Origin of the sequence: Bradyrhizobium sp. RDM12 (genome assembly GCF_051917485.1) — a bacterium.
GTDB lineage: Bacteria > Pseudomonadota > Alphaproteobacteria > Rhizobiales > Xanthobacteraceae > Bradyrhizobium.
Window position 1 is genome coordinate 6,698,917 of record NZ_CM133064.1, and the last position, 18,161, is coordinate 6,717,077.

The 18,161-nt window shown below is 64.2% G+C and carries 12 protein-coding genes and 3 pseudogenes; 6 read left to right on the plus strand and 9 right to left on the minus strand.

Going from position 1 to position 18,161, the window contains the following annotated elements; genetic code table 11:
* Nucleotides 1-130: 130 nt before the first annotated feature.
* Complete coding sequence (locus ACTGJ9_RS32735; RefSeq protein ID WP_456674414.1) at nt 131-1,024, plus strand: sugar kinase; 894 nt, start codon at nt 131-133, stop codon at nt 1,022-1,024.
* A 75-nt stretch (nt 1,025-1,099) separates the two neighbouring features.
* Nucleotides 1,100-2,017, plus strand: a complete 918-nt coding sequence (gene rbsK, locus ACTGJ9_RS32740; RefSeq protein WP_456674415.1) for a ribokinase — start codon at nt 1,100-1,102, stop codon at nt 2,015-2,017.
* A 156-nt stretch (nt 2,018-2,173) separates the two neighbouring features.
* Here rbsK and ACTGJ9_RS32745 read toward each other — a convergent pair.
* A pseudogene (locus tag ACTGJ9_RS32745) lies at nt 2,174-3,405 on the minus strand (NAD(P)/FAD-dependent oxidoreductase).
* 242 nt (nt 3,406-3,647) lie between these two features.
* On the opposite strand from ACTGJ9_RS32745, the gene ACTGJ9_RS32750 reads away from it, so the two are divergent.
* Nucleotides 3,648-4,442: an enoyl-CoA hydratase/isomerase family protein gene (locus tag ACTGJ9_RS32750; RefSeq protein WP_456674416.1), complete on the plus strand. Its 795-nt coding sequence runs from the start codon at nt 3,648-3,650 to the stop codon at nt 4,440-4,442.
* Between the two features lie 9 nt (nt 4,443-4,451).
* Here the strand turns inward: ACTGJ9_RS32750 and ACTGJ9_RS32755 are convergent, their stop codons facing one another.
* From ACTGJ9_RS32755 to ACTGJ9_RS32770, 4 genes are all read right to left on the minus strand, one after another.
* A complete protein-coding gene (locus ACTGJ9_RS32755) occupies nt 4,452-5,792 on the minus strand; it encodes a TRAP transporter large permease (protein WP_456674417.1) in 1,341 nt (446 codons plus the stop codon).
* Nucleotides 5,789-6,367 carry a TRAP transporter small permease gene (locus ACTGJ9_RS32760; protein ID WP_456674418.1) on the minus strand — a complete coding sequence of 193 codons (579 nt, stop codon included), beginning with the start codon at nt 6,365-6,367 and terminating at the stop codon, nt 5,789-5,791. The genes ACTGJ9_RS32755 and ACTGJ9_RS32760 overlap by 4 nt, the downstream gene beginning before the upstream one ends.
* Nucleotides 6,368-6,581: 214 nt before the next feature.
* A complete protein-coding gene (locus ACTGJ9_RS32765) occupies nt 6,582-7,589 on the minus strand; it encodes a TRAP transporter substrate-binding protein (RefSeq protein WP_456674419.1) in 1,008 nt (335 codons plus the stop codon).
* Between the two features lie 59 nt (nt 7,590-7,648).
* A complete protein-coding gene (locus ACTGJ9_RS32770) occupies nt 7,649-9,367 on the minus strand; it encodes an IlvD/Edd family dehydratase (protein WP_456678700.1) in 1,719 nt (572 codons plus the stop codon).
* A 174-nt stretch (nt 9,368-9,541) separates the two neighbouring features.
* Between ACTGJ9_RS32770 and ACTGJ9_RS32775 the strand changes: the two are divergent.
* Nucleotides 9,542-10,217: pseudogene (locus ACTGJ9_RS32775) on the plus strand (GntR family transcriptional regulator).
* Nucleotides 10,218-10,232: 15 nt separating this feature from the next.
* On the opposite strand, the gene ACTGJ9_RS32780 reads toward ACTGJ9_RS32775, so the two are convergent.
* The gene (locus ACTGJ9_RS32780; protein WP_456674420.1) at nt 10,233-11,054 is read right to left on the minus strand and encodes an NAD-dependent epimerase/dehydratase family protein; all 822 of its coding nucleotides are present in this window, start codon (nt 11,052-11,054) and stop codon (nt 10,233-10,235) included.
* 89 nt (nt 11,055-11,143) lie between these two features.
* Here ACTGJ9_RS32780 and ACTGJ9_RS32785 point away from each other — a divergent pair.
* A pseudogene (locus tag ACTGJ9_RS32785) lies at nt 11,144-12,120 on the plus strand (SMP-30/gluconolactonase/LRE family protein).
* A gap of 209 nt (nt 12,121-12,329) precedes the next feature.
* Here the strand turns inward: ACTGJ9_RS32785 and ACTGJ9_RS32790 are convergent.
* Both ACTGJ9_RS32790 and ACTGJ9_RS32795 read right to left on the minus strand, forming a co-directional pair.
* Complete coding sequence (locus tag ACTGJ9_RS32790) at nt 12,330-13,760, minus strand: aldehyde dehydrogenase family protein (RefSeq protein WP_456674421.1); 1,431 nt, start codon at nt 13,758-13,760, stop codon at nt 12,330-12,332.
* Nucleotides 13,761-14,062: 302 nt separating this feature from the next.
* On the minus strand, nt 14,063-16,426 hold the full coding sequence (locus tag ACTGJ9_RS32795) for a transketolase (RefSeq protein WP_456674422.1): 2,364 nt from the start codon (nt 16,424-16,426) through the stop codon (nt 14,063-14,065).
* Between the two features lie 134 nt (nt 16,427-16,560).
* On the opposite strand from ACTGJ9_RS32795, the gene ACTGJ9_RS32800 reads away from it, so the two are divergent.
* Nucleotides 16,561-17,022: an Lrp/AsnC family transcriptional regulator gene (locus ACTGJ9_RS32800; RefSeq protein ID WP_456674423.1), complete on the plus strand. Its 462-nt coding sequence runs from the start codon at nt 16,561-16,563 to the stop codon at nt 17,020-17,022.
* Between the two features lie 4 nt (nt 17,023-17,026).
* Here ACTGJ9_RS32800 and ACTGJ9_RS32805 read toward each other — a convergent pair whose 3' ends face one another.
* Nucleotides 17,027-18,106, minus strand: a complete 1,080-nt coding sequence (locus ACTGJ9_RS32805; protein ID WP_456674424.1) for a zinc-binding dehydrogenase — start codon at nt 18,104-18,106, stop codon at nt 17,027-17,029.
* Nucleotides 18,107-18,161: the final 55 nt, after the last annotated feature.

The following is an 18,161-nucleotide window of genomic DNA, read 5'->3' on the forward strand; positions in this document are numbered from 1 at the left end:
CGTATTCCGGCGTTACGCCGACCTCAAGCGCTTCGGGCCGATTTTGCGAATAATTTCAGCGTCCCCGAAGCGGAACCGGTGTTACAGTAAGCCCGCCGGCCGGGACCACCAAGCGCATCACGGACAAGCAATGCAGGCTCTTTTCATCGGACAGACCTATATCGACGTCGTCTTCATTACCGACCACATGCCGACCGGCGACGAAAAGCACGTGGCGACCGACTACGCAGTTTCTTTCGGCGGAAACGCGGTCACGGCGGCGTTCTGCTGCGCCAAGCTCGGCATCGTGCCTGATCTGATCGCCACCGCGGCCAATGACTGGCTCGGCCGCATGTTCCAGGACATGTGCGCGAAATACGCGATCTCGCTGCACGGACGGAAGGTGAACCAGTCCTCGCTCTCGTTCATCATGCCGAAGGACGGCAAGCGCGCCATCGTCCGCTGCCGCGACGACGAGCACATCCACCCCTTTCCGATGCTCAATCTCACCGGCTGCCGCGCGCTGCATGTCGACGGCCATCAGCCGGACGCAGCCATCCACTACGCAAAGGTGTGCCGCGAGGCGGGCATTCTGACCTCGCTCGACGGCGGCGGCCTGCGCACCAACACGCATGAGCTGCTCGAATACATCGACGTCGCGATTGTCGCCGAGCGGCTGTGCGAGCAGATGGATCTGACGCCGGAGAAGATGCTCGACTACCTCAAGGGCCGCGGTTGCAAGATCGGCGGCATCACCATGGGTGAGAAGGGCCTGCTCTGGTACAACGAGACCGGCGCGGTCGAGACCATGCCGGCAATGCCGATCCCGCGCGAGCGCGTGATCGATACCAACGGCGCCGGCGACGTCTTCCACGGCGCCTATATCTATTCCTACCTCGCGCACCCCGGCAAAAGCTGGCGCGAGCATTTTGACTTTGCCCGCGCCGCCTCGACTTTCAAGATCCAGCGCCTCGGCAACGAGGCCGGCCTGCCGACCCTTGTGGACATCGCCAAAGTCAGGCACGAGTTCGAAGTCAGGGTCTAAGGATTCTTTGTTTGAGCATGATCTTTTCGGAAAACCGCTTCACACTCTTCCGGATCATGCTCTAGAGGGCCTGTCATGGGGCGCGTCTTCGTCGCCGGCAGCATCAATATGGATGTGGTGGCGACCGCCGATCGCCACCCCAGGGTCGGCGAGACCGTCGCGGGCCGGCAGGTGCTGTATTTTCCGGGCGGCAAGGGCGCGAACCAGGCCGTGGCCGCGTCACGGCTCGGCGCGAAGACCACGCTGATCGGGCGGCTGGGCACGGATTCGTTCGGGTCTGAGCTCAGGACATTTCTCGCGGCTCAGGGCATCGATCCCGGCTCGATCAAGGAGACGCCCGAGACACACACCGGCACTGCGATCATCACGGTCGCAGCCTCCGACAACACCATCGTCGTCATTCCCGGCAGCAATGCGCTCGTCAGCGCTGATGACGTCGCGGATGCGCCGCTGGCGAAGGGCGATGTCGCCGTCAGCCAGTTCGAAATCCCGCTGCCGACCATTGCCGCGTTCTTCCAGCGCGCGAACGCGGCGGGCGCCACTACATTGCTGAATCCTGCCCCGGCGCAGAAGATGTCGCCCGAGCTGCTCGCGCTGGTCGATATCCTGGTGCTGAACGAGACCGAGCTTGGTTTCCTTGCGGGCACCGAGCTCACCGACGACGACGAGACCGCAAAGATCATCGCCGTCGCGCGAAAACTTCAGGCGCGCGCGGACCAGACCATCTGCGTCACGCTCGGCAAGCGCGGCGTGCTCGCGCTCGCTGCCAACGAAGAATTTGCGGTGCAGGGACGCGTGGTGAAGGCGGTCGACACCACTGGCGCCGGTGATTGCTTCGTCGGCGCGCTCGCCTCGCAGCTCGCTGATGGAGCCGCCTTGCGCGCCGCCCTCGCCTTCGCCAACGCCGCCGCCTCGATCAGCGTGCAGCGCATGGGCGCCGGGCCATCGATGCCGACGGCCGCGGAAGTGGCGACGGCGCTCAGCGCTGGCTGACGCCGTTCTTACCTCGCCCCGCTTGCGGGGAGAGGTCGGATTGCATCGAAGATGCAATCCGGGTGAGGGAGTCTCCGCGAATCCAACTGTCACCGTACGCGCGGATAGAGCCTCACCCCAACCTCTCGCCGTAAGAACGGGGAGAGGGAGAGAGCCTCACGCCAGCGCGCTCTTCAGCTCGAAGCTCTCATCCGCCGCCTGTTCCGGTGTGATCGAACGGTCCATCGCCTGCAATCTTCGGCCGAACATGTGATCGCCGGCACGGTTGATGGATTCGATGCCGAGTAGCCTGTCGCCGTGATAGCAGAACGCGGAAAACGTCTTCTTCGCAGGATCGCCGCGCAGTACGACGCGGTCGTAGCCGGTGGTGAGACCTGCGATCTGGAGCTTGTCGTCGCCCTGGTCACTCCAGAACCAGGGATGGCCGTCATAGGGCTTTTTGTCGCCGGTCAGCCGCGCCGCGAGGCAGCGGGCGTGGTCGGTGGCGTTCTGCACCGATTCAAGCCGCAGCGAGCCGCCGAAGCGCGGGCTTGCGAACAGCGCGCAATCGCCGATCGCCGAGATATTGGGATCGGCCGTCGAAAGGTATTCATCGACGATGATGCCGGCAGCAACCGGCAGCCCCGCCTTGGCCGCCAGCTCGATGTTTGGCAGCACGCCGACACCGACCACGACGAGGTCGGCGGGCAGATGCCGGCCGTCGCTCAAGGAGACGCCGGTGATCTTGCCGCTATCCTTATCGCCTTGGGCCTCGATGGAAGTGGCCTGCACGCCGAGGTGAATGCGAATGCCGGCCTCGCGATGCCGTGCTTGAAAGTATTCGGAGACCTCCGCCGTCACCGCGCGCGCCATCACGCGCGGCGCGAGCTCGAGCACGTCGACCTCGAGCCCCTTGATCCGGGCGGTCGCGGCGAATTCGAGGCCGATGAAACCGGCGCCGATCACCACGACCCGCGTCTTTGACGGAATGATCTTTCGCAGCGCCTCGCTCTCGTCGAGGATGCGCAGATATTTCACGTCGGGCAGATTGGCATTGGGCAGGTCGAGCAGCCGGTTGCGCGCGCCGGTGGCGAGCACGAGGTGTCCATAAGGCAGCGTCTCTCCGGATGCGAGCAGCACCTTGCGCCCCGCGCGGTCGATCGACACGGCGCGGCCCGCGATCAAATCGATCGTCTGGTCCTGGTAAAATTTCTCCGGCCGGAACATCAGGCTCTCCGGCCCGGCCGAGCCCTTGATGTAAGCCTTGGACAGCGGCGGCCGCTGATAGGGCAGATGCGCCTCGTCATTGATCAGGCAGACGCGATCCGAAAACCCGCCTGCCGCAGGGATGCCGCGGCCTGGTAGCCACCATGGCCGGCACCGACAATGATCACAGGACCGTCCGTCATTGGACAGCCCGTTTCCGCAAGACACGAGCGTCACCCATGTCGTCTCCTCTCTCGCTCATATTGGCTTGGCTAGCCTAGGAGGAGCCGGCGCTCGTGTCCGTTCCTAAACGAAGGCGCCCCATTTGAGCCGATCATTCCGCGCGACGCAAGGCCCGAACGAGAGGACATGGGCGGCCGGGGATTGTCACCCCTCGCCTTCTGAGATTTAGTTGCGGCAACAAACCTCATGCCGGGGATTTCCAATGCCAGCTCCCGTCTCCCAACCCGATGATCCCGCCCTGCTGCGGATCGACGGCCCGATCGCAACCATCACGCTCAACCGTCCCGCCGCATTCAACTCGATCAACCTGGCGATCGCGCGCAAACTCGAACAGCTCGCCGCCACCGTAGAAGGCGACGACGCCATCAAGGTCGTGGTCCTCGAAGGAGAAGGCCGCGCCTTCTCCGCCGGCGGCGATCTGCAGACGATTGGCGCTGCGGCCGAGGCCAACACGGTGACGCCGGTAGTCGGCGAGCTGCTCAGGCACTATCATTCCTTCATCGAGATCATCCGGCGCATGCCGAAGATCTCACTGTCCAGCGTGCACGGCTCGGCCGCCGGCGCCGGCATGGGCCTCGCCTTCGTCACGGATCTCTGCATCGCCGCCGAGGACGCGAAGTTCACGCCGGCCTATGCCAGGATCGGCGTGTCGCCGGATGGCGGCTCGACGGTCGGGATCGTCGGCACGGTTGGCGCGCGCCGCGCGCTGCAGATCTTCCTGTCCGAGGACAATTTTACTGCGCAGCAGGCCCTTGAGTGGGGCCTCGTCGCGAAGATCGTTCCTGCGACCGAGCTGAAGGCGGCGACGCGGCAGCTTGCCGAGCGGCTGGCGCAGATCGCGCCCGCGGCCATCGCCGGCACCAAATCGCTGGTCTACGCGGCCGCCACCACGCCGGTAAAACAGCAGCTCGATGCCGAGGAGCACAAGATCATCATGGCCATGAATACGGAGGAGTTTCGTGTTGCCGTGAAGAAGTTCACGAGCAAGAGCAAGTAGCCGCGGTGCTCATTTGGGACAGATGTAGCCGGTCCCCGCCGGCGACTTGAAGCAGCCGACTGATTCCGGCAGCACGTGCTGCGGCAGCCACAGCACCACGCTGGGGAAATAGATCGCGAACGCGATGGTGGCAAAGAACACGACATAGATCGGCAGCGCCGCGCGCAACGCTTTCGCAAAGCTGACGCCGACAAATTTCGACGCCATCAGCAGCACCAGGCCGTAAGGCGGCGTGATCAGACCAAAGGCGAGCGTCGCGATCAGCACCACACCCATGTGGACGCCGTTGATGTCGCCGGCTTCCGTCAGCGTGTTGACCAGCGGCATGAAGATGATGATGGTCGGCACCGGCTCGATGAAATCACCGACCACGGTGAACAGCAGCACCATCAACAGCATGATCAGATGTGGGTCGTTGCCCGCGATCGAGGTGATCATGTCGGCGATGTAGCTCGCGCCGCGCAAATAGGCGAGCATCCAGCCGAAGGCATTGGCGGCGCCGATGGTGATCAGCGGCAGCGAGAAGATCAGCCCGGCGAGGCAGAAATCATACGGGATCTTCCTGAGATGCCCGCGGTTGAGCGCGGGGATCACGACCAGGATGATCCAGACCACGGCGACGACGCCTGCTTCCGTCGGCGTGAACCAGCCGGTCAGGATGCCGCCGAGCAGAATCACCGGGATCATCAGCGGCAGCGCCGCATCGCCGGCCGCGAACACGATTTGCCGCAGCGGCGCGCGCGGCTTGCGCAAGCCCGAGGGGCCGAAAAAATAGCAATAGATCATCAGGCCGAAGCCGATCATCAGGCCCGGCACCACGCCCGCCATGAACAGGCCGGCGATCGAGACGTTGCCGACGGCACCGTAGACCACCGCGGTGATGCTCGGCGGCACCAATGCAGCGATGGTCGAGGCTGACGCGATGATCGCGGCGATGAACGCGGGCTCATAACCCTCGCGCTTCATCGGGCCTCCCAGCGCGCGGCTCATCACGGCGACGTCGGCCGTGGTCGAGCCCGACATTTCCGAGAAGAACATGCTGAAAACGACCACGACCTGCGACAGCCCACCCCTGATATGCCCGACCAGCGACACCGAGAGATTGGCTATTCGCACCACCACATTGGCCGAGCTCATGAGCTCGCCGACCAGCAGGAAGAACGGGATCGCCAGCAGCGCCTCGGAGTCCACACCGTCAAAGATCTTCTGGATGATGGCGGCGAGCGAGACATCGGACAGGATCGCACCGATGAACACGCCGGCCATCAGCGAGAACGGCACGGGCACGCCGAGGTAGCCGAACGACAGGAAGCAGATCGACATCAACGCCAGGACGACGGGTGCGCTCACGGCTGCGCCCTCGTTTGCGTTTCGGTCGAGGCAGGCGCAGCACCCTCGTCCGGCGGCTCCGGATGGTCAAAACCGTTGCGCAGACCGTTGACGAGCTGCTCGATCGTGAACAGGCCGACCAGGACGCCGGACAGCGGAATGATCGCGTAGAGCGAGGCAATCGGCGTACCCGATGGCAAGCGGAAGCTGCCGAATCCGCGCAGATAATTCTGGTAGCCGTACCAGATCAGGCAGAAGGCGACGCCGAGCACGATGAGGCGGATGATGATTTCGACGATGATCCTGGGCGCGCCATGCATCGCCTCGGAGATCGCTGTGAGATAGAGGTGATCGTTGCGCCGCGTCGCGACGGCCGTCCCGATGAAGATCGCATAGATGAACAGCGTCGAGGTGACCTCCTGCAGCCATAGCCAGGGATGGCCGATGGTGCGGGTGACGATGTCGGCCGTGACCGACAGCGAGAAGCCGAAGCACAGCACGCCGCAGAGGATCATCAGCGCGAGCTCGAGCCAGTCGAGCCAGCGCCATTTCAGGTAGCGCTGGCGTTGCAATACGAGCTTGTCGGCGATGGCCATTGGCTTCCTCGTCGTCCGAGCCTAGTGCGGAATGATGTCAGATTGAATCGGAGGCTGCGGGTTGGCTGAACCTCTCCCGCTTGCTTGCGGGAGAGGTCGGCGCGGAGCGCCGGGTGAGGGCTCTCTCCTCATTGGGAGTCTCGCCGTGGAGGCACCCTCTCCCCCACCCTCTCGCGCAAGCGGGAGAGGGAGCGCACCGTCTTCCGGCATCACGCTAGTTGATCGATCGGACCAGGTCCTTGACCTTCACCGCGTGCGGGCCGAGCTCCTTGGCGAGCTTGTCGAGATAGGGATCGGCGATCGCAATGAAGCCGGACTTGTCAACATCGGGAACGATCTTGACCCCGATCGATTTCAGCTTGACCTGCGATTGATGCTCGAGCTCGATGGCCTTGGCCGGCTGGGTCTTGTTGACCTCGTCGGCAGCGGCCTGCACCCAGCCCTGCTGCTCCGGAGTGAGGCTGTTCCAGAGCTTGTCGCTGACCCAGACCAGACTGTTGTTGGCCTCGTGCTCGGTCATCGAGAGCACCGGCGCCACTTCGTAGTGCTTGTTCGCGAGATAGACGTTGACACCATTCTCGGCGACATCGACCACACCGGTTTGCAGCGACGTATAGACGCTCCCGAACGGCATGTGCACGATCTGCGCGCCATAGGCCGGGAACATGGTGTCCTCGGTCGGCGTCGCCTGCACCCGCACTTTCAGGCCCTTCATGTCCTCGACTTTCTTGATCTCCCGTTTGGAATACATGTTGCGCAAGCCAAGCGTCGCGAGCGCAATGACGTGTGTGCCCTGAACTGTCTCTGCAATCATTGCCTTGACCGCGCTTGCCACTTCGGGGCTAGCCATCGCCTTGACGAGATGGTCTTCCGAGCGGAACAAATAGTGCATCGACATGACGCCCGCCTGCGGTGAGAGCGTCGCGGCGTTCGCAGACGAGGAAATGCAGAACTCGATATCACCCGCCTTGACGAGTTGCAGCACCTGAGGCTCCTGCCCTAGCTGCGCGCCGGGATACTGGTCGATCAGCATCGTGCCCTTGCTGAGTGCCTTGAGCTTGTCGCTGAAGATGTCACCGAGAATGCCATAGCCAGTGGTCTTGGGCTGGTCGTAGGCGAAGCGATAATGCTTCACCTCCTGCGCCGACGCCCCCGTGACGAAGAGAACAGCGGCAGTCGCCGCCAGCCCGCGCAAGAATCTTGGCATGGATCGCGCAATCATCGTTTCCCCTGTTATGGTTCGCCGCTTTGGCGGTCTGAACTACGCTTCTGGGTGGTCGATCACCCCTTTTCAGTCTTTGGTCCAGTCCTCTGCATAAAGTCGAAGTCGCAGCCCTCGTCGGCCTGCAGGATGGTCTTGTCGAACAGCCAGGCGTAGCCGCGCTTGACCTCGTCCGGCGCGGTGGCCGGCTTCAGGGCGGCGCGCCGGCGCTCCAGCTCGGCGGCATCGACCAGCAGCTCGATGCTGCGCTTGGCCACATCGAGGCTGATCTTGTCGCCGTTCTTCACCAGCGCCAGCGGGCCGCCGACGGCGGATTCCGGCGTGATGTGCAGAACGATGGTGCCGAACGCGGTGCCGCTCATGCGCGCATCCGAAATGCGCACCATGTCCTTGGTACCGTTCCGTGCGAGCTTCTTCGGGATCGGCAGATATCCCGCCTCGGGCATGCCAGGCGCGCCCTTCGGACCGGCATTGCGTAGCACCAGAACGTCGTCGGCGGTGACGTCGAGTTCGGGATCGTCGACCCGCAGGGTCATGTCCTCGACGGATTCGAACACCACCGCGCGCCCGGTGTGCTGCAACAGTTTTGCGCTCGCAGCCGATTGCTTGATGACCGCGCCGCGCGGCGCGAGGTTGCCGTGCAGGACGGCGAGGCCGCCTTCCTTCTTGATCGGGTTATCGCGCGACCGGATCGCGTCCTGGCCGGGCACATCCTCCGCATTCGCGACGACATCGCGCAGCGTTTCGCCCGAGATCGTCTTGGCGTCGAGATCGACGAGATCGCCGAGTTGTGCCAGCAGTTTCGGCACGCCGCCGGCGTGATGAAAATGCTCCATATAGTGCTCGCCGGACGGCTTGAGATCGACCAATACCGGCACCTCGCGGCCGATCTGGTCGAACACTTCGAGATCGAGCCGGTGCGGCGAGCGGTGCGCCATCGCGGTCAAATGGATCAGGCCATTGGTCGAGCCGCCGATCGCCTGCAGCACGACCTGCGCGTTCTTGAAGGAGGCTGGCGTCAACAACTCGCTCGGCTTCGGGCCCTTGGTCCTGGCCATTTCGGCCGCAACCCGGCCGCTGGCCTCGGCCAGACGAAAACGCTCGGCATGCGGCGCCGGAATCGTCGCGCTCATCGGCAGCGACAGGCCCATGGCCTCGATCATGCAGGCCATGGTCGAGGCCGTGCCCATCACCATGCAGGTGCCGACCGACGGGGCAAGGCGGCCGTTGACGGCTTCGATCTCCGCATCGTCCATTTCGCCGGCGCGATACTTGCCCCAGAGACGGCGGCAATCGGTGCAGGCGCCCAGCACCTCGCCCTTGTGATGCCCGACCACCATCGGACCGACCGGAATGACCACGGCCGGCAGGTCGGCGCTGATCGCGGCCATCACCTGCGCCGGCAGCGTCTTGTCGCAACCGCCGATCACGATCACCGAATCCATCGGTTGGGCCCGGATCATCTCCTCGGTGTCCATCGCCATCAGGTTGCGCAGATACATCGAGGTCGGATGCGCAAAGCTCTCGGCGATCGAGATGGTCGGAAACACGAACGGCATCGCGCCCGACAGCATCACGCCGCGCTTGGCGGCCTCGATGATCTGGGGGACGTTGCCGTGGCAGGGATTGTAGTCGCTATAGGTGTTGGTGATGCCGACGATCGGGCGCTCGAGCGCGTCGTCGGAATAGCCCATGGCCTTGATGAACGCCTTGCGCAGGAACAGCGAGAAGCCGGCATCGCCATAGCTCGTCAGACCCTTGCGCAAACCACTCGTCATCATGCCGCTCCTTGCGTTGCCATTGTGGTACAACCTGCCCCCTGATTGTCAATAAGATAGGGCTGGACTGCCGCGCTTTCTGCTCCTGATAGCGCTCACCGATACAAATTATTGACAATCCGGGCTCGCGCTGCTCCACAAGGCGGGACCGGCGAGGCGCCGGAGGCTCAGGGCATGTCCGACATCCGCACCGCAGACGCCATGACTATCCGGCGCGACGATCCCGATGACGTGGTGGCGCGGCTGGAGGAAGACATCATCTTCGGTCGCCTGCGCCGGGCGCGCGCCTGACCGAGGACGCGCTGATGTCGGCTTACGGCACCTCGCGCCACTTCGTGCGCCAGGCGCTGGTGGATGCGGAACGCCGCGGCATCGTCCGCCGCGAGAAGAATGTCGGCGCCACGGTGCGGTTCTATTCCGCGGAGGAGGTCCGGCAGATCTACGAGGTCAGGGAGATGTTGACGCGGCAGGCCGCGCTGATGATCCCCTGCCGGCGCCGCAAGGCCTGATCGACGAGTTGATCGCGCTTCAGTCGCAGTATTGCGCCAAGGCGAATGTGCGCGACCTGCGCGGCATCCACGAGGCCAACGATGCCTTCCACGTCGCGCTGTTCGCCGCCTGCGGCAATCCGTATCTGGTGCGCTCGGTCCAGGACTATATGAGCCTGACGTTGCCGATGCGCGCGAAGAACCTCGCCGATCGCGAGGGCCTCGCACAGTCGCGCCGCCAGCACGAGCTGATGATCGAGCTGCTCAGGGGCCGCGACAGCTGGGCACTGGCGCAGCTGTGTGTGGACCACATGCAGTTCAGCAAGGCGGATTATCTGACAAGGATTGCGGCGGAGAGCTAACGCTGCCGTTCAAGACTACCGCTTATTCCAATCAATGATCCGGCTCGTGTCGCCGTCGAATTCGTTGCTGCAGAACGCGCCGCCCTGATAGTGGTCGCCGATCGGATCCGGCTTCAGCTTGGCCTGCTCGGCCATCGCGTGCGCCACGTGATCCTCGGAGCGGCCGGTGGGGCGGTAGCCGAATTCGTAGGCGCGGTGGTTATCCCACCAGGCGCGCTCGTTCAGCGAGACGCCATAGAACACCTCGAAATGGATGTCGGGATGTTCGAGCCCGATCTGGCAGAGCTGCACCAGGTCTTCCGGCTTCAGCCAGATCGAGATCCGGCGAAGGTCCAGCGGCACGTCACCGAAATTGCCGATGCGGAGGCACGTCACTTTCAGGCCGTGCTTATCAGCATAGAGCGCGCCGAGAGCTTCGCCGAACACCTTGCTGACGCCATAGCGGCCGTCCGGGCGCGCGGTGACGTCGGTGTCGATCCTGCGGTGGCGCGGATAGAATCCAACGGCATGGTTCGAGGACGCGAACACCACGCGCTTGACACCCTTGCGATAGGCGGCCTCAAACAGATTGTAGCCGCCGATGATGTTGGCCTGGAGGATGTCGTCCCAGGGGCCCTCGACCGAATAGCCGCCGAAATGGATGATGCCGTCGACGCCCTCGCAGATCGCCTCGATCTGCGCGAGGTCGGACAGGTCGGCCGCCTTGAACTGCTCGTTCGCCCCGAGATCCCCGGGCGGGCGGATGTCGGAGAGCAGGAGGTCCGGATAGATCGGCGGCAGCAATTTCCGCAGACGCGTTCCGATTCCGCCCGAAGCTCCGGTCATCAAGATGCGCATGTCATTCCTCGTCTTTGGCGACAGATTTGCCGTCACGTGTCTCTAATGATAGCTGGATTGTCCAGAGGGAACGAAACGAGAGAACCGACATGAATGAGGCATCGCCCCACACCCAGGAGCGGTCAGGCTGGCGGCCGGCGAGCTACTATCCCGATCCGGCCATTCAGGCGCTAGATCCCCGCTTCGAAAAATACTGGTTGAAACTGTCGGCCGTGGAGCGGCTGGCGAGCGGCCTCCGCTGGGCCGAGGGCCCGGTCTGGTTCGGCGACGGGCGCTATCTGCTCTGCAGCGACATCCCGAACCAGCGCATCATCAAATGGGAGGAAGAGACCGGCGCGGTGTCGGTATTCCGAAAGCCCTCAATTTCGCGAACGGCAATACGCGCGACCGCCAGGGACGGCTTGTCACCTGCGAGCACGGCGGCCGCCGCGTGACGCGTACCGAATATGACGGCGAGATCACGGTTCTGATGGAGTCGTTCAACGGCAAGCGGCTGAACTCGCCGAACGACGTCGTGGTCAAGTCCGATGGCTCGATCTGGTTCACCGATCCGACCTTCGGCCTGCTCGGCAATTACGAGGGCTACAAGGCGGACTCCGAGATCGACCCGAACGTCTACCGGCTCGATCCTGCGACCCGCAAGGCGACCATCGTCGCCGAGGGCGTGCTGGGCCCGAACGGGCTGTGCTTCTCGCCGGACGAGAAGATCCTGTACGTGGTGGAATCGCGTGGGCAACCGAACCGAAAGATCCTCGCCTATGACATCTCGGTCGACGGCAGCACCCTCTCCAACAAACGCGTCCACATCGACGCCGGTCCGGGCACGCCCGACGGCATGCGCTGCGACATCGACGGCAATCTCTGGTGCGGCTGGGGCATGGGCGATCCCGAGCTCGACGGCGTCGTGGTGTTCGCGCCCGACGGCGTCATGATCGGCCGCATCGCGCTGCCGGAGCGCTGCGCCAATCTCTGCTTCGGCGGCGTCAAGCGCAACCGCCTGTTCATGGCGGCGAGCCAGTCGATCTACGCGCTGTATGTGAACACGCAGGGCGCAGTCGGGGGATAGGTTCTCCGCGCCCTCCTCCGTCGTTGCGAGTCTCGTAGGGTGGGCAAAGCGAAAGCGTGCCCACCATGTCTTGTTCGTCGCGGAATGGTGGGCACGTCGCTATGCGCCTTTGCCCACCCTACGGCGCCTCGCATTGCCGAGACACTTCAGCAAAACAAACGCCGGAGCGGTTGCCCGCGCCGGCGTCATGTTGGTTCAGGCGCTCAAACCTACGCCGCGTTGAAGCCGGCGACGGCCTTCACTTCGAGGAAGTCCTCGAGGCCGTACTTGCCCCACTCGCGGCCGTTGCCCGACTGCTTGTAACCGCCGAACGGCGCGGTGCGGTCGTTGGGCACGCCCTGGAGATTGACATTGCCGGCGCGGATCTGGCGACCGACGCGCTTGGCGTCCTCGACCGAAGCGCCCGTGACGTAGCCAGCGAGGCCATACGGCGTGTCATTGGCGATGTGCACGGCCTCCGCTTCGTCCTTGGCGCCGAGGATGGTCAGCACCGGTCCGAAGATTTCTTCACGGGCGATCGTCATATCGGGCGTGACGTCGGCGAAGATGGTCGGGCGGACATAGAAGCCCTTGTTGACGCCCTCGGGCAGACCGGGGCCGCCGGCGACAAGCGTTGCGCCCTCGTCGATGCCCTTCTTGATCAAGCCCTGGATCTTGTCCCATTGGCCACGATTGACCACGGGGCCGATCGTCGTGCCTTCGGCGCGGGGATCACCGGCCTTGGTCTTCTCGGCGACGGCTTTCGCGATCGCGGCGACTTCCTTCATCTTCGACAGCGGCACGATCATGCGCGAGGGCGCGTTGCAGGACTGGCCGGAGTTGTTGAACATGTGCATCACCCCGCCGGTGACCGCCTTCTGCAGGTCGGCGCCTTCGAGGATGACGTTCGGCGACTTGCCGCCGAGCTCCTGGCTGACGCGCTTCACGGTGGGCGCCGCGCGCTTGGCAACGTCGATGCCGGCGCGGGTCGAGCCGGTGAAGGAGATCATGTCGATGTCGGGGTGCTCGCTCATGGCGGCACCGACCTCGGGGCCGAGGCCGTTGACGAGATTGAACACGCCCTTCGGCACGCCGGCTTCATGAAGGATTTCCGCGAAGATCAGCGCCGAGGTGGGCGTGAACTCCGACGGCTTCAGGATCATGGTGCAACCGGCGGCGAGCGCGGGCGCGACCTTGCAGGCGATCTGGTTGAGCGGCCAGTTCCAGGGCGTGATCATGCCGACCACACCGATCGGCTCGCGCAGCACCATGGCGGTGCCGACCGGCTCCTCGAAATGATAGTTCTTGAGCACGTCGAGCGTGGTCATGAGATGGCCGAGGCCGGCGCCGGCCTGGAGCTTTTCGGCCATCGGCAGCGGCGCGCCCATTTCGTCGGAGACGGCGACCCCGATCTCCTTGAGGCGACCCTTGTAGACCTCGATGACCTTGGTGAGCAGCGCGACGCGCTCGTCGCGGCTGGTCTGGGAGAACGTCGCAAAGGCGCGCTTGGCGGCGGCGACAGCCTTGTCCACGTCGGCCTTGGAGCCCAGCGCAACCTCGTACATCGCCTCTTCCGTCGCCGGATTGACGACCGGCGTGGACTTCTTGACGGCGGGATCGACCCAGGCGCCGTCGATGTAGAATTGCATGCGATTGACCATCGTTAACCTCTTCTTGGGGGCTTGGGGGGCGTTTCGGCAGGCATCCTTGCACGAAAGCCCCGGCAATTGAACCCGCCATATGCGGGGCCAGCGTTGCGGCGGACGCGCGGAATATGGGACTTGGATTAAACCGAGGCAAGCGCACCATGGGTCCCGGCTCAGCGTCGCGACATTTCATGTCGCGCCGCGTCCGGGACACGAGATTAGAACGAGTGCAAACACCTCTCGTGCCCCGGACGCAGCGCAGCACTTCTTCAGTGATGCGCTGCAGATCCGGGGCCCACGCGACCCGGTCACCCCGACTACACCGCCATCTTCCGATGCAGCACCGGTGCGCCGGTGGTGAGGCTTTCCGCCGCATCGATGATCGCGTTGGCGTCGATACCGTAGTGTCGATAAAGGTCCGCGATGCTGCCGGTCTGGCCGAACTGCTCGACGCCGAGCGCCTCGACGCGATGGCCGCGAACGCTGCCGAGCCAGCCGAGCGCGGAAGGATGGCCGTCGATCACCGTCACGATGCCGCAATCGCGCGGCAGTGGCGCCAGCAGTTTTTCGATGTGGCTGAGGTGCTGCACGCCGCGCCGGTCGCGCCGCAATTTTCGCGCGGCGGTCCAGCCCGAGTGCAGGCGGTCCGCCGAGGTAATCGCGAGCAGCCCGATGTCGCGCCGGCTCTCGCCGATGAAGCCGGTCGCCTCGATCGCCTCCGGCGCGACGGCGCCGGTATAGGCGATCACGAGTTCGGCATTCGGACCAGGCTTGCGCAGCCAATAGGCGCCGTCGGTGATGCCCTGCTTCAGCTCCGGCGTCATGATCCGCTGCGCTTGCTCGATCGAGCGCGTCGAGAGCCGCAGGTAGACGGAACCGCCCTCGCCCGGATCGCGCTGCATGTGCTCGAAGCCCCAGCCCATGATCACGGCGAGCTCGTCGACGAAGGCCGGCTCGAACGAGGCGAGCCCGTCCTGCGCCATGCCGATCAGCGGCGTCGCGATCGACTGGTGCGCGCCGCCTTCGGGCGCAAGCGTAATGCCCGACGGCGTCGCCGCCACCATGAAGCGCGCATCCTGGTAGCAGGCGTAATTCAGCGCATCGAGACCGCGCTCGATGAAGGGATCGTAGAGCGTGCCGATCGGCAACAGCCGCGCGCCATTGATCTGGTGCGACAGGCCGAGCGCCGACAGCATGATGAACAGGTTCATCTCGGCGATGCCGAGTTCGAGATGCTGGCCCTTGGGCGAGAAGTCCCAATTGAAGGTGGACGGAATTTTCTCGCTGCGGAATAAATCCGCCTTCTCGCCGCGCGCGAACAGGCCACGCCGGTTCACCCACGGGCCGAGATTGGTCGAGACGGTGACGTCGGGCGACGTCGTGACGATCCGTTGTGCCAGTTCGCTGTCACCGCGCGCAATCTCGTTCAGCACGAGGCCAAAGCCCTGCTGCGTCGACATCTGCGGCGCCGGCTTGAACGCAAGCTGCTGCGGCACCTCGATGACGGGCCCCGTCAGCCGGCGGCCATCCTTGTTGAACGGCACGCCTGCGAGGAACGCATCGAGCTCGGCGGCATCCTGCGCGAGACCCTCATACTTGTCCCATTCGTGGCCGGGCCGGATGTTCTGGCTCTCGCGATATTTCTCCATCTGCGCGACCGTCATCAGGCCGGCGTGGTTGTCCTTGTGGCCCTGGAACGGCAGGCCGACGCCCTTGATGGTGTAGGCGATGAAGCAGACTGGGCGATCATGGTCGATCGATTCGAATGCCTCCAGCATGCTCGCCATGTCGTGGCCGCCGAGATTCGACATCAGCGCGAGCAGATCGTCGTCGCTGCGGCGGTCGATCAGCTTCGTGATCGGCCCCTGATCGCCGATCTCGTCATACAAATGCTTGCGGAAGGCGGCGCCGCCCTGGAAGCACAGCGCCGCGTAGAGCGCGTTCGGGCAATTGTCGATCCAGCGCTTCAGCGCCTCGCCGCCGGGCTCGGCAAAGGCCTCGCGCATCAGGCGGCCGTATTTCACGATGACGACGTCCCAGCCGAAATTGCGGAACATGGTCTCGAACTTTTCCCAGAGACCTTCGCGCACGACGGCATCGAGCGACTGGCGGTTGTAGTCGACCACCCACCAGGTGTTGCGCAGGCCGTGCTTCCAGCCTTCGGCCAGCGCCTCGAAAATGTTGCCCTCGTCCATCTCGGCATCGCCGACCAGCGCAATCATCCGCCCCTCGCGGCGATCGTCCATCCAGCCATGCGCCTTGACGTAGTCCTGCACCAGCGAGGCAAACAGCGTCTGCGCGACACCGAGACCGACCGAGCCTGTCGAGAAGTCGACATCATCGACGTCCTTGGTGCGCGAGGGATAGGACTGCGCGCCCTTGAAGCCGCGGAAGTTCTCGAGCTTCTCGCGGCTCTGCCGGCCGAACAGATATTGGATGGCATGGAACACCGGGCTCGCATGCGGCTTCACCGCGACGCGGTCCTCGGGGCGCAACACGCTGAAATACAGCGCCGACATGATGGTGGCGAGCGAGGCCGAGGAGGCCTGATGTCCCCCGACCTTCAGTCCATCCGTGTTCGACCGGACGTGGTTGGCATGGTGGATAGTCCATGACGACAGCCACAGCGCCTTGCGGGCCAGCGCGGTCAATGTGTCCAAACGGGCGGTATCGACGGGCATGGCAATGCTCCCGGAATCTCCATCGGAAGATAATACGCCTGCGGGCCGCGCCAGATTTCTCAATTTTTCGCGTCATATCCACGAAATTGGGATATCATTCCAATGAATGCACTGAAAACCCAGGTTTTATCCCAATGCCCGAGCTCGACGCCATCGACCGCAAGATCCTCAGCTCTCTCCAGATCGACAGCCGCCTGACGATGCAGGAACTCGCCGACAAGGTCGGATTGTCTGTCTCGCCCTGCCATCGCAGGGTCAAGCTGCTGGAGGAGCGCGGCGTGATCTCGCGCTATATCGCAACCGTGGACCAGAAGGCGCTGGGGCTGCATGTCAGCGTGTTCATCTCGATCAAGCTGGCGCGGCAGAAGGAGGAGGACCTCAATCGATTTGCGCGGGCGATCTCGAAATGGGACGAGGTGCTGGAGTGCTATCTGATGACCGGTAACCGCGACTACCTCCTGCGCGTCGTCGCGGCCGACCTCGCCTCCTATGAGACCTTCCTCAAGACCAAGCTGACCCGGCTCGACGGCATCGCCTCGATCGAGTCGAGCTTTGCGCTCAGCCAGGTCAAATATTCGATCGCGCTGCCGGTGTAAGGCATCACCGCCACGGCTGCACGATGATCTTGGTGTGCGTCTCGGGATTGGCGAGATCGGCGAACGCCTTGGCGACGCCGTCGATGCCCACTTCCGCCGTCACCATCGCCGCGGCATCCACCTGCCCTTCTGCGATCAGGCGCAGCGACGCCGAAAACTCCTCCGGCGTGTAGCCGAGAACGTACTGAACATTGAGCTCCTTCATGATGCCGAGCATGGGCTCACATCTGTCGCTCTCCATGCAGACTCCGACCACGACGATCTTGGCGTCGCGCGGCGCACCTTCGAACACCTGCTGCAGCAGGCCGGGTACACCGACGCATTCGAAGATGACCGCGGGCTTCAGCGCCGGCAGCATGGCCTGGAGCGGCGGCCGCGCCGCCTTCTCCGCCTCCGACATCTGCGCGTGCTCGGCCCAGGTCGCATAGGGCTGCGACGTCAGGGGATCGACGATGATGTCGGCACCGAGCTGAGCTGCGAGGGCACGCCGCGCCGGCGAATAGTCGGCCGCGACGATCGGATGCAGCCCCTTGATCTTCAGAGCTGCGATCACCGCGAGCCCGACCGGCCCGCAACCGATCACGAGCGGCACTTCGCCGCCACTGATATTGGCCTTTGCGACGGCGTGAACGCCGACCGCGAGCGGCTCGGTCAACGCGGCATGTTCCGGCGCAAGGCCATTCGGCACCTCCAGCAGCAACGGCTCGCTGAGCAGCATCGCTTCCGCATAGCCGCCGACAAAGTCGTTGGAATAGCCGATGCCCTTGATGCCCTCCGGCGTCAGGAGTGCGGGCAGCGAGCACACATGCGTGCCGGGCTTGAGCTTGCGCGTCGTGCCGGGGCCGTAGTCGACGATCTCGCAGCAAAACTCGTGGCCGAACACGACATCGCGCGACAGATCCATCGGCGTTCGCCCGGTCTTCTTCGCCATCTCCACCATCCGCGGCGCGTGCTGGCGCGCATGCAGGTCGGAACCGCAGATGCCGCAGGCGAGCGTCTTGACCAGCACCTGGCCGGGGCCCGGCTTCGGCTCGGCCATCCGGTCGACGACAATCTCACCGTTCCTGAAAATCGCAGCGCGCATCCGGCTCCTCCCCGTTTGTTGGAGCCGTTGATAGCACAAAGCGGGACGTTTGGAC

What these genes read in the sequence shown, in the direction of transcription:
- rbsK (WP_456674415.1), top strand. Translation starts at nt 1,100, where the DNA reads ATGGGGCGCGTCTTCGTCGCCGGCAGCATCAATATGGATGTGGTGGCG.
- ACTGJ9_RS32760 (WP_456674418.1), bottom strand. Translation starts at nt 6,367, where the DNA reads ATGGCCATCGCCGACAAGCTCGTATTGCAACGCCAGCGCTACCTGAAA.
- ACTGJ9_RS32805 (WP_456674424.1), bottom strand. Translation starts at nt 18,106, where the DNA reads ATGCGCGCTGCGATTTTCAGGAACGGTGAGATTGTCGTCGACCGGATG.
- ACTGJ9_RS32795 (WP_456674422.1), bottom strand. Translation starts at nt 16,426, where the DNA reads ATGCCCGTCGATACCGCCCGTTTGGACACATTGACCGCGCTGGCCCGC.
- ACTGJ9_RS32750 (WP_456674416.1), top strand. Translation starts at nt 3,648, where the DNA reads ATGCCAGCTCCCGTCTCCCAACCCGATGATCCCGCCCTGCTGCGGATC.
- ACTGJ9_RS32765 (WP_456674419.1), bottom strand. Translation starts at nt 7,589, where the DNA reads ATGATTGCGCGATCCATGCCAAGATTCTTGCGCGGGCTGGCGGCGACT.
- ACTGJ9_RS32735 (WP_456674414.1), top strand. Translation starts at nt 131, where the DNA reads ATGCAGGCTCTTTTCATCGGACAGACCTATATCGACGTCGTCTTCATT.
- ACTGJ9_RS32800 (WP_456674423.1), top strand. Translation starts at nt 16,561, where the DNA reads ATGCCCGAGCTCGACGCCATCGACCGCAAGATCCTCAGCTCTCTCCAG.
- ACTGJ9_RS32770 (WP_456678700.1), bottom strand. Translation starts at nt 9,367, where the DNA reads ATGACGAGTGGTTTGCGCAAGGGTCTGACGAGCTATGGCGATGCCGGC.
- ACTGJ9_RS32780 (WP_456674420.1), bottom strand. Translation starts at nt 11,054, where the DNA reads ATGCGCATCTTGATGACCGGAGCTTCGGGCGGAATCGGAACGCGTCTG.
- ACTGJ9_RS32790 (WP_456674421.1), bottom strand. Translation starts at nt 13,760, where the DNA reads ATGGTCAATCGCATGCAATTCTACATCGACGGCGCCTGGGTCGATCCC.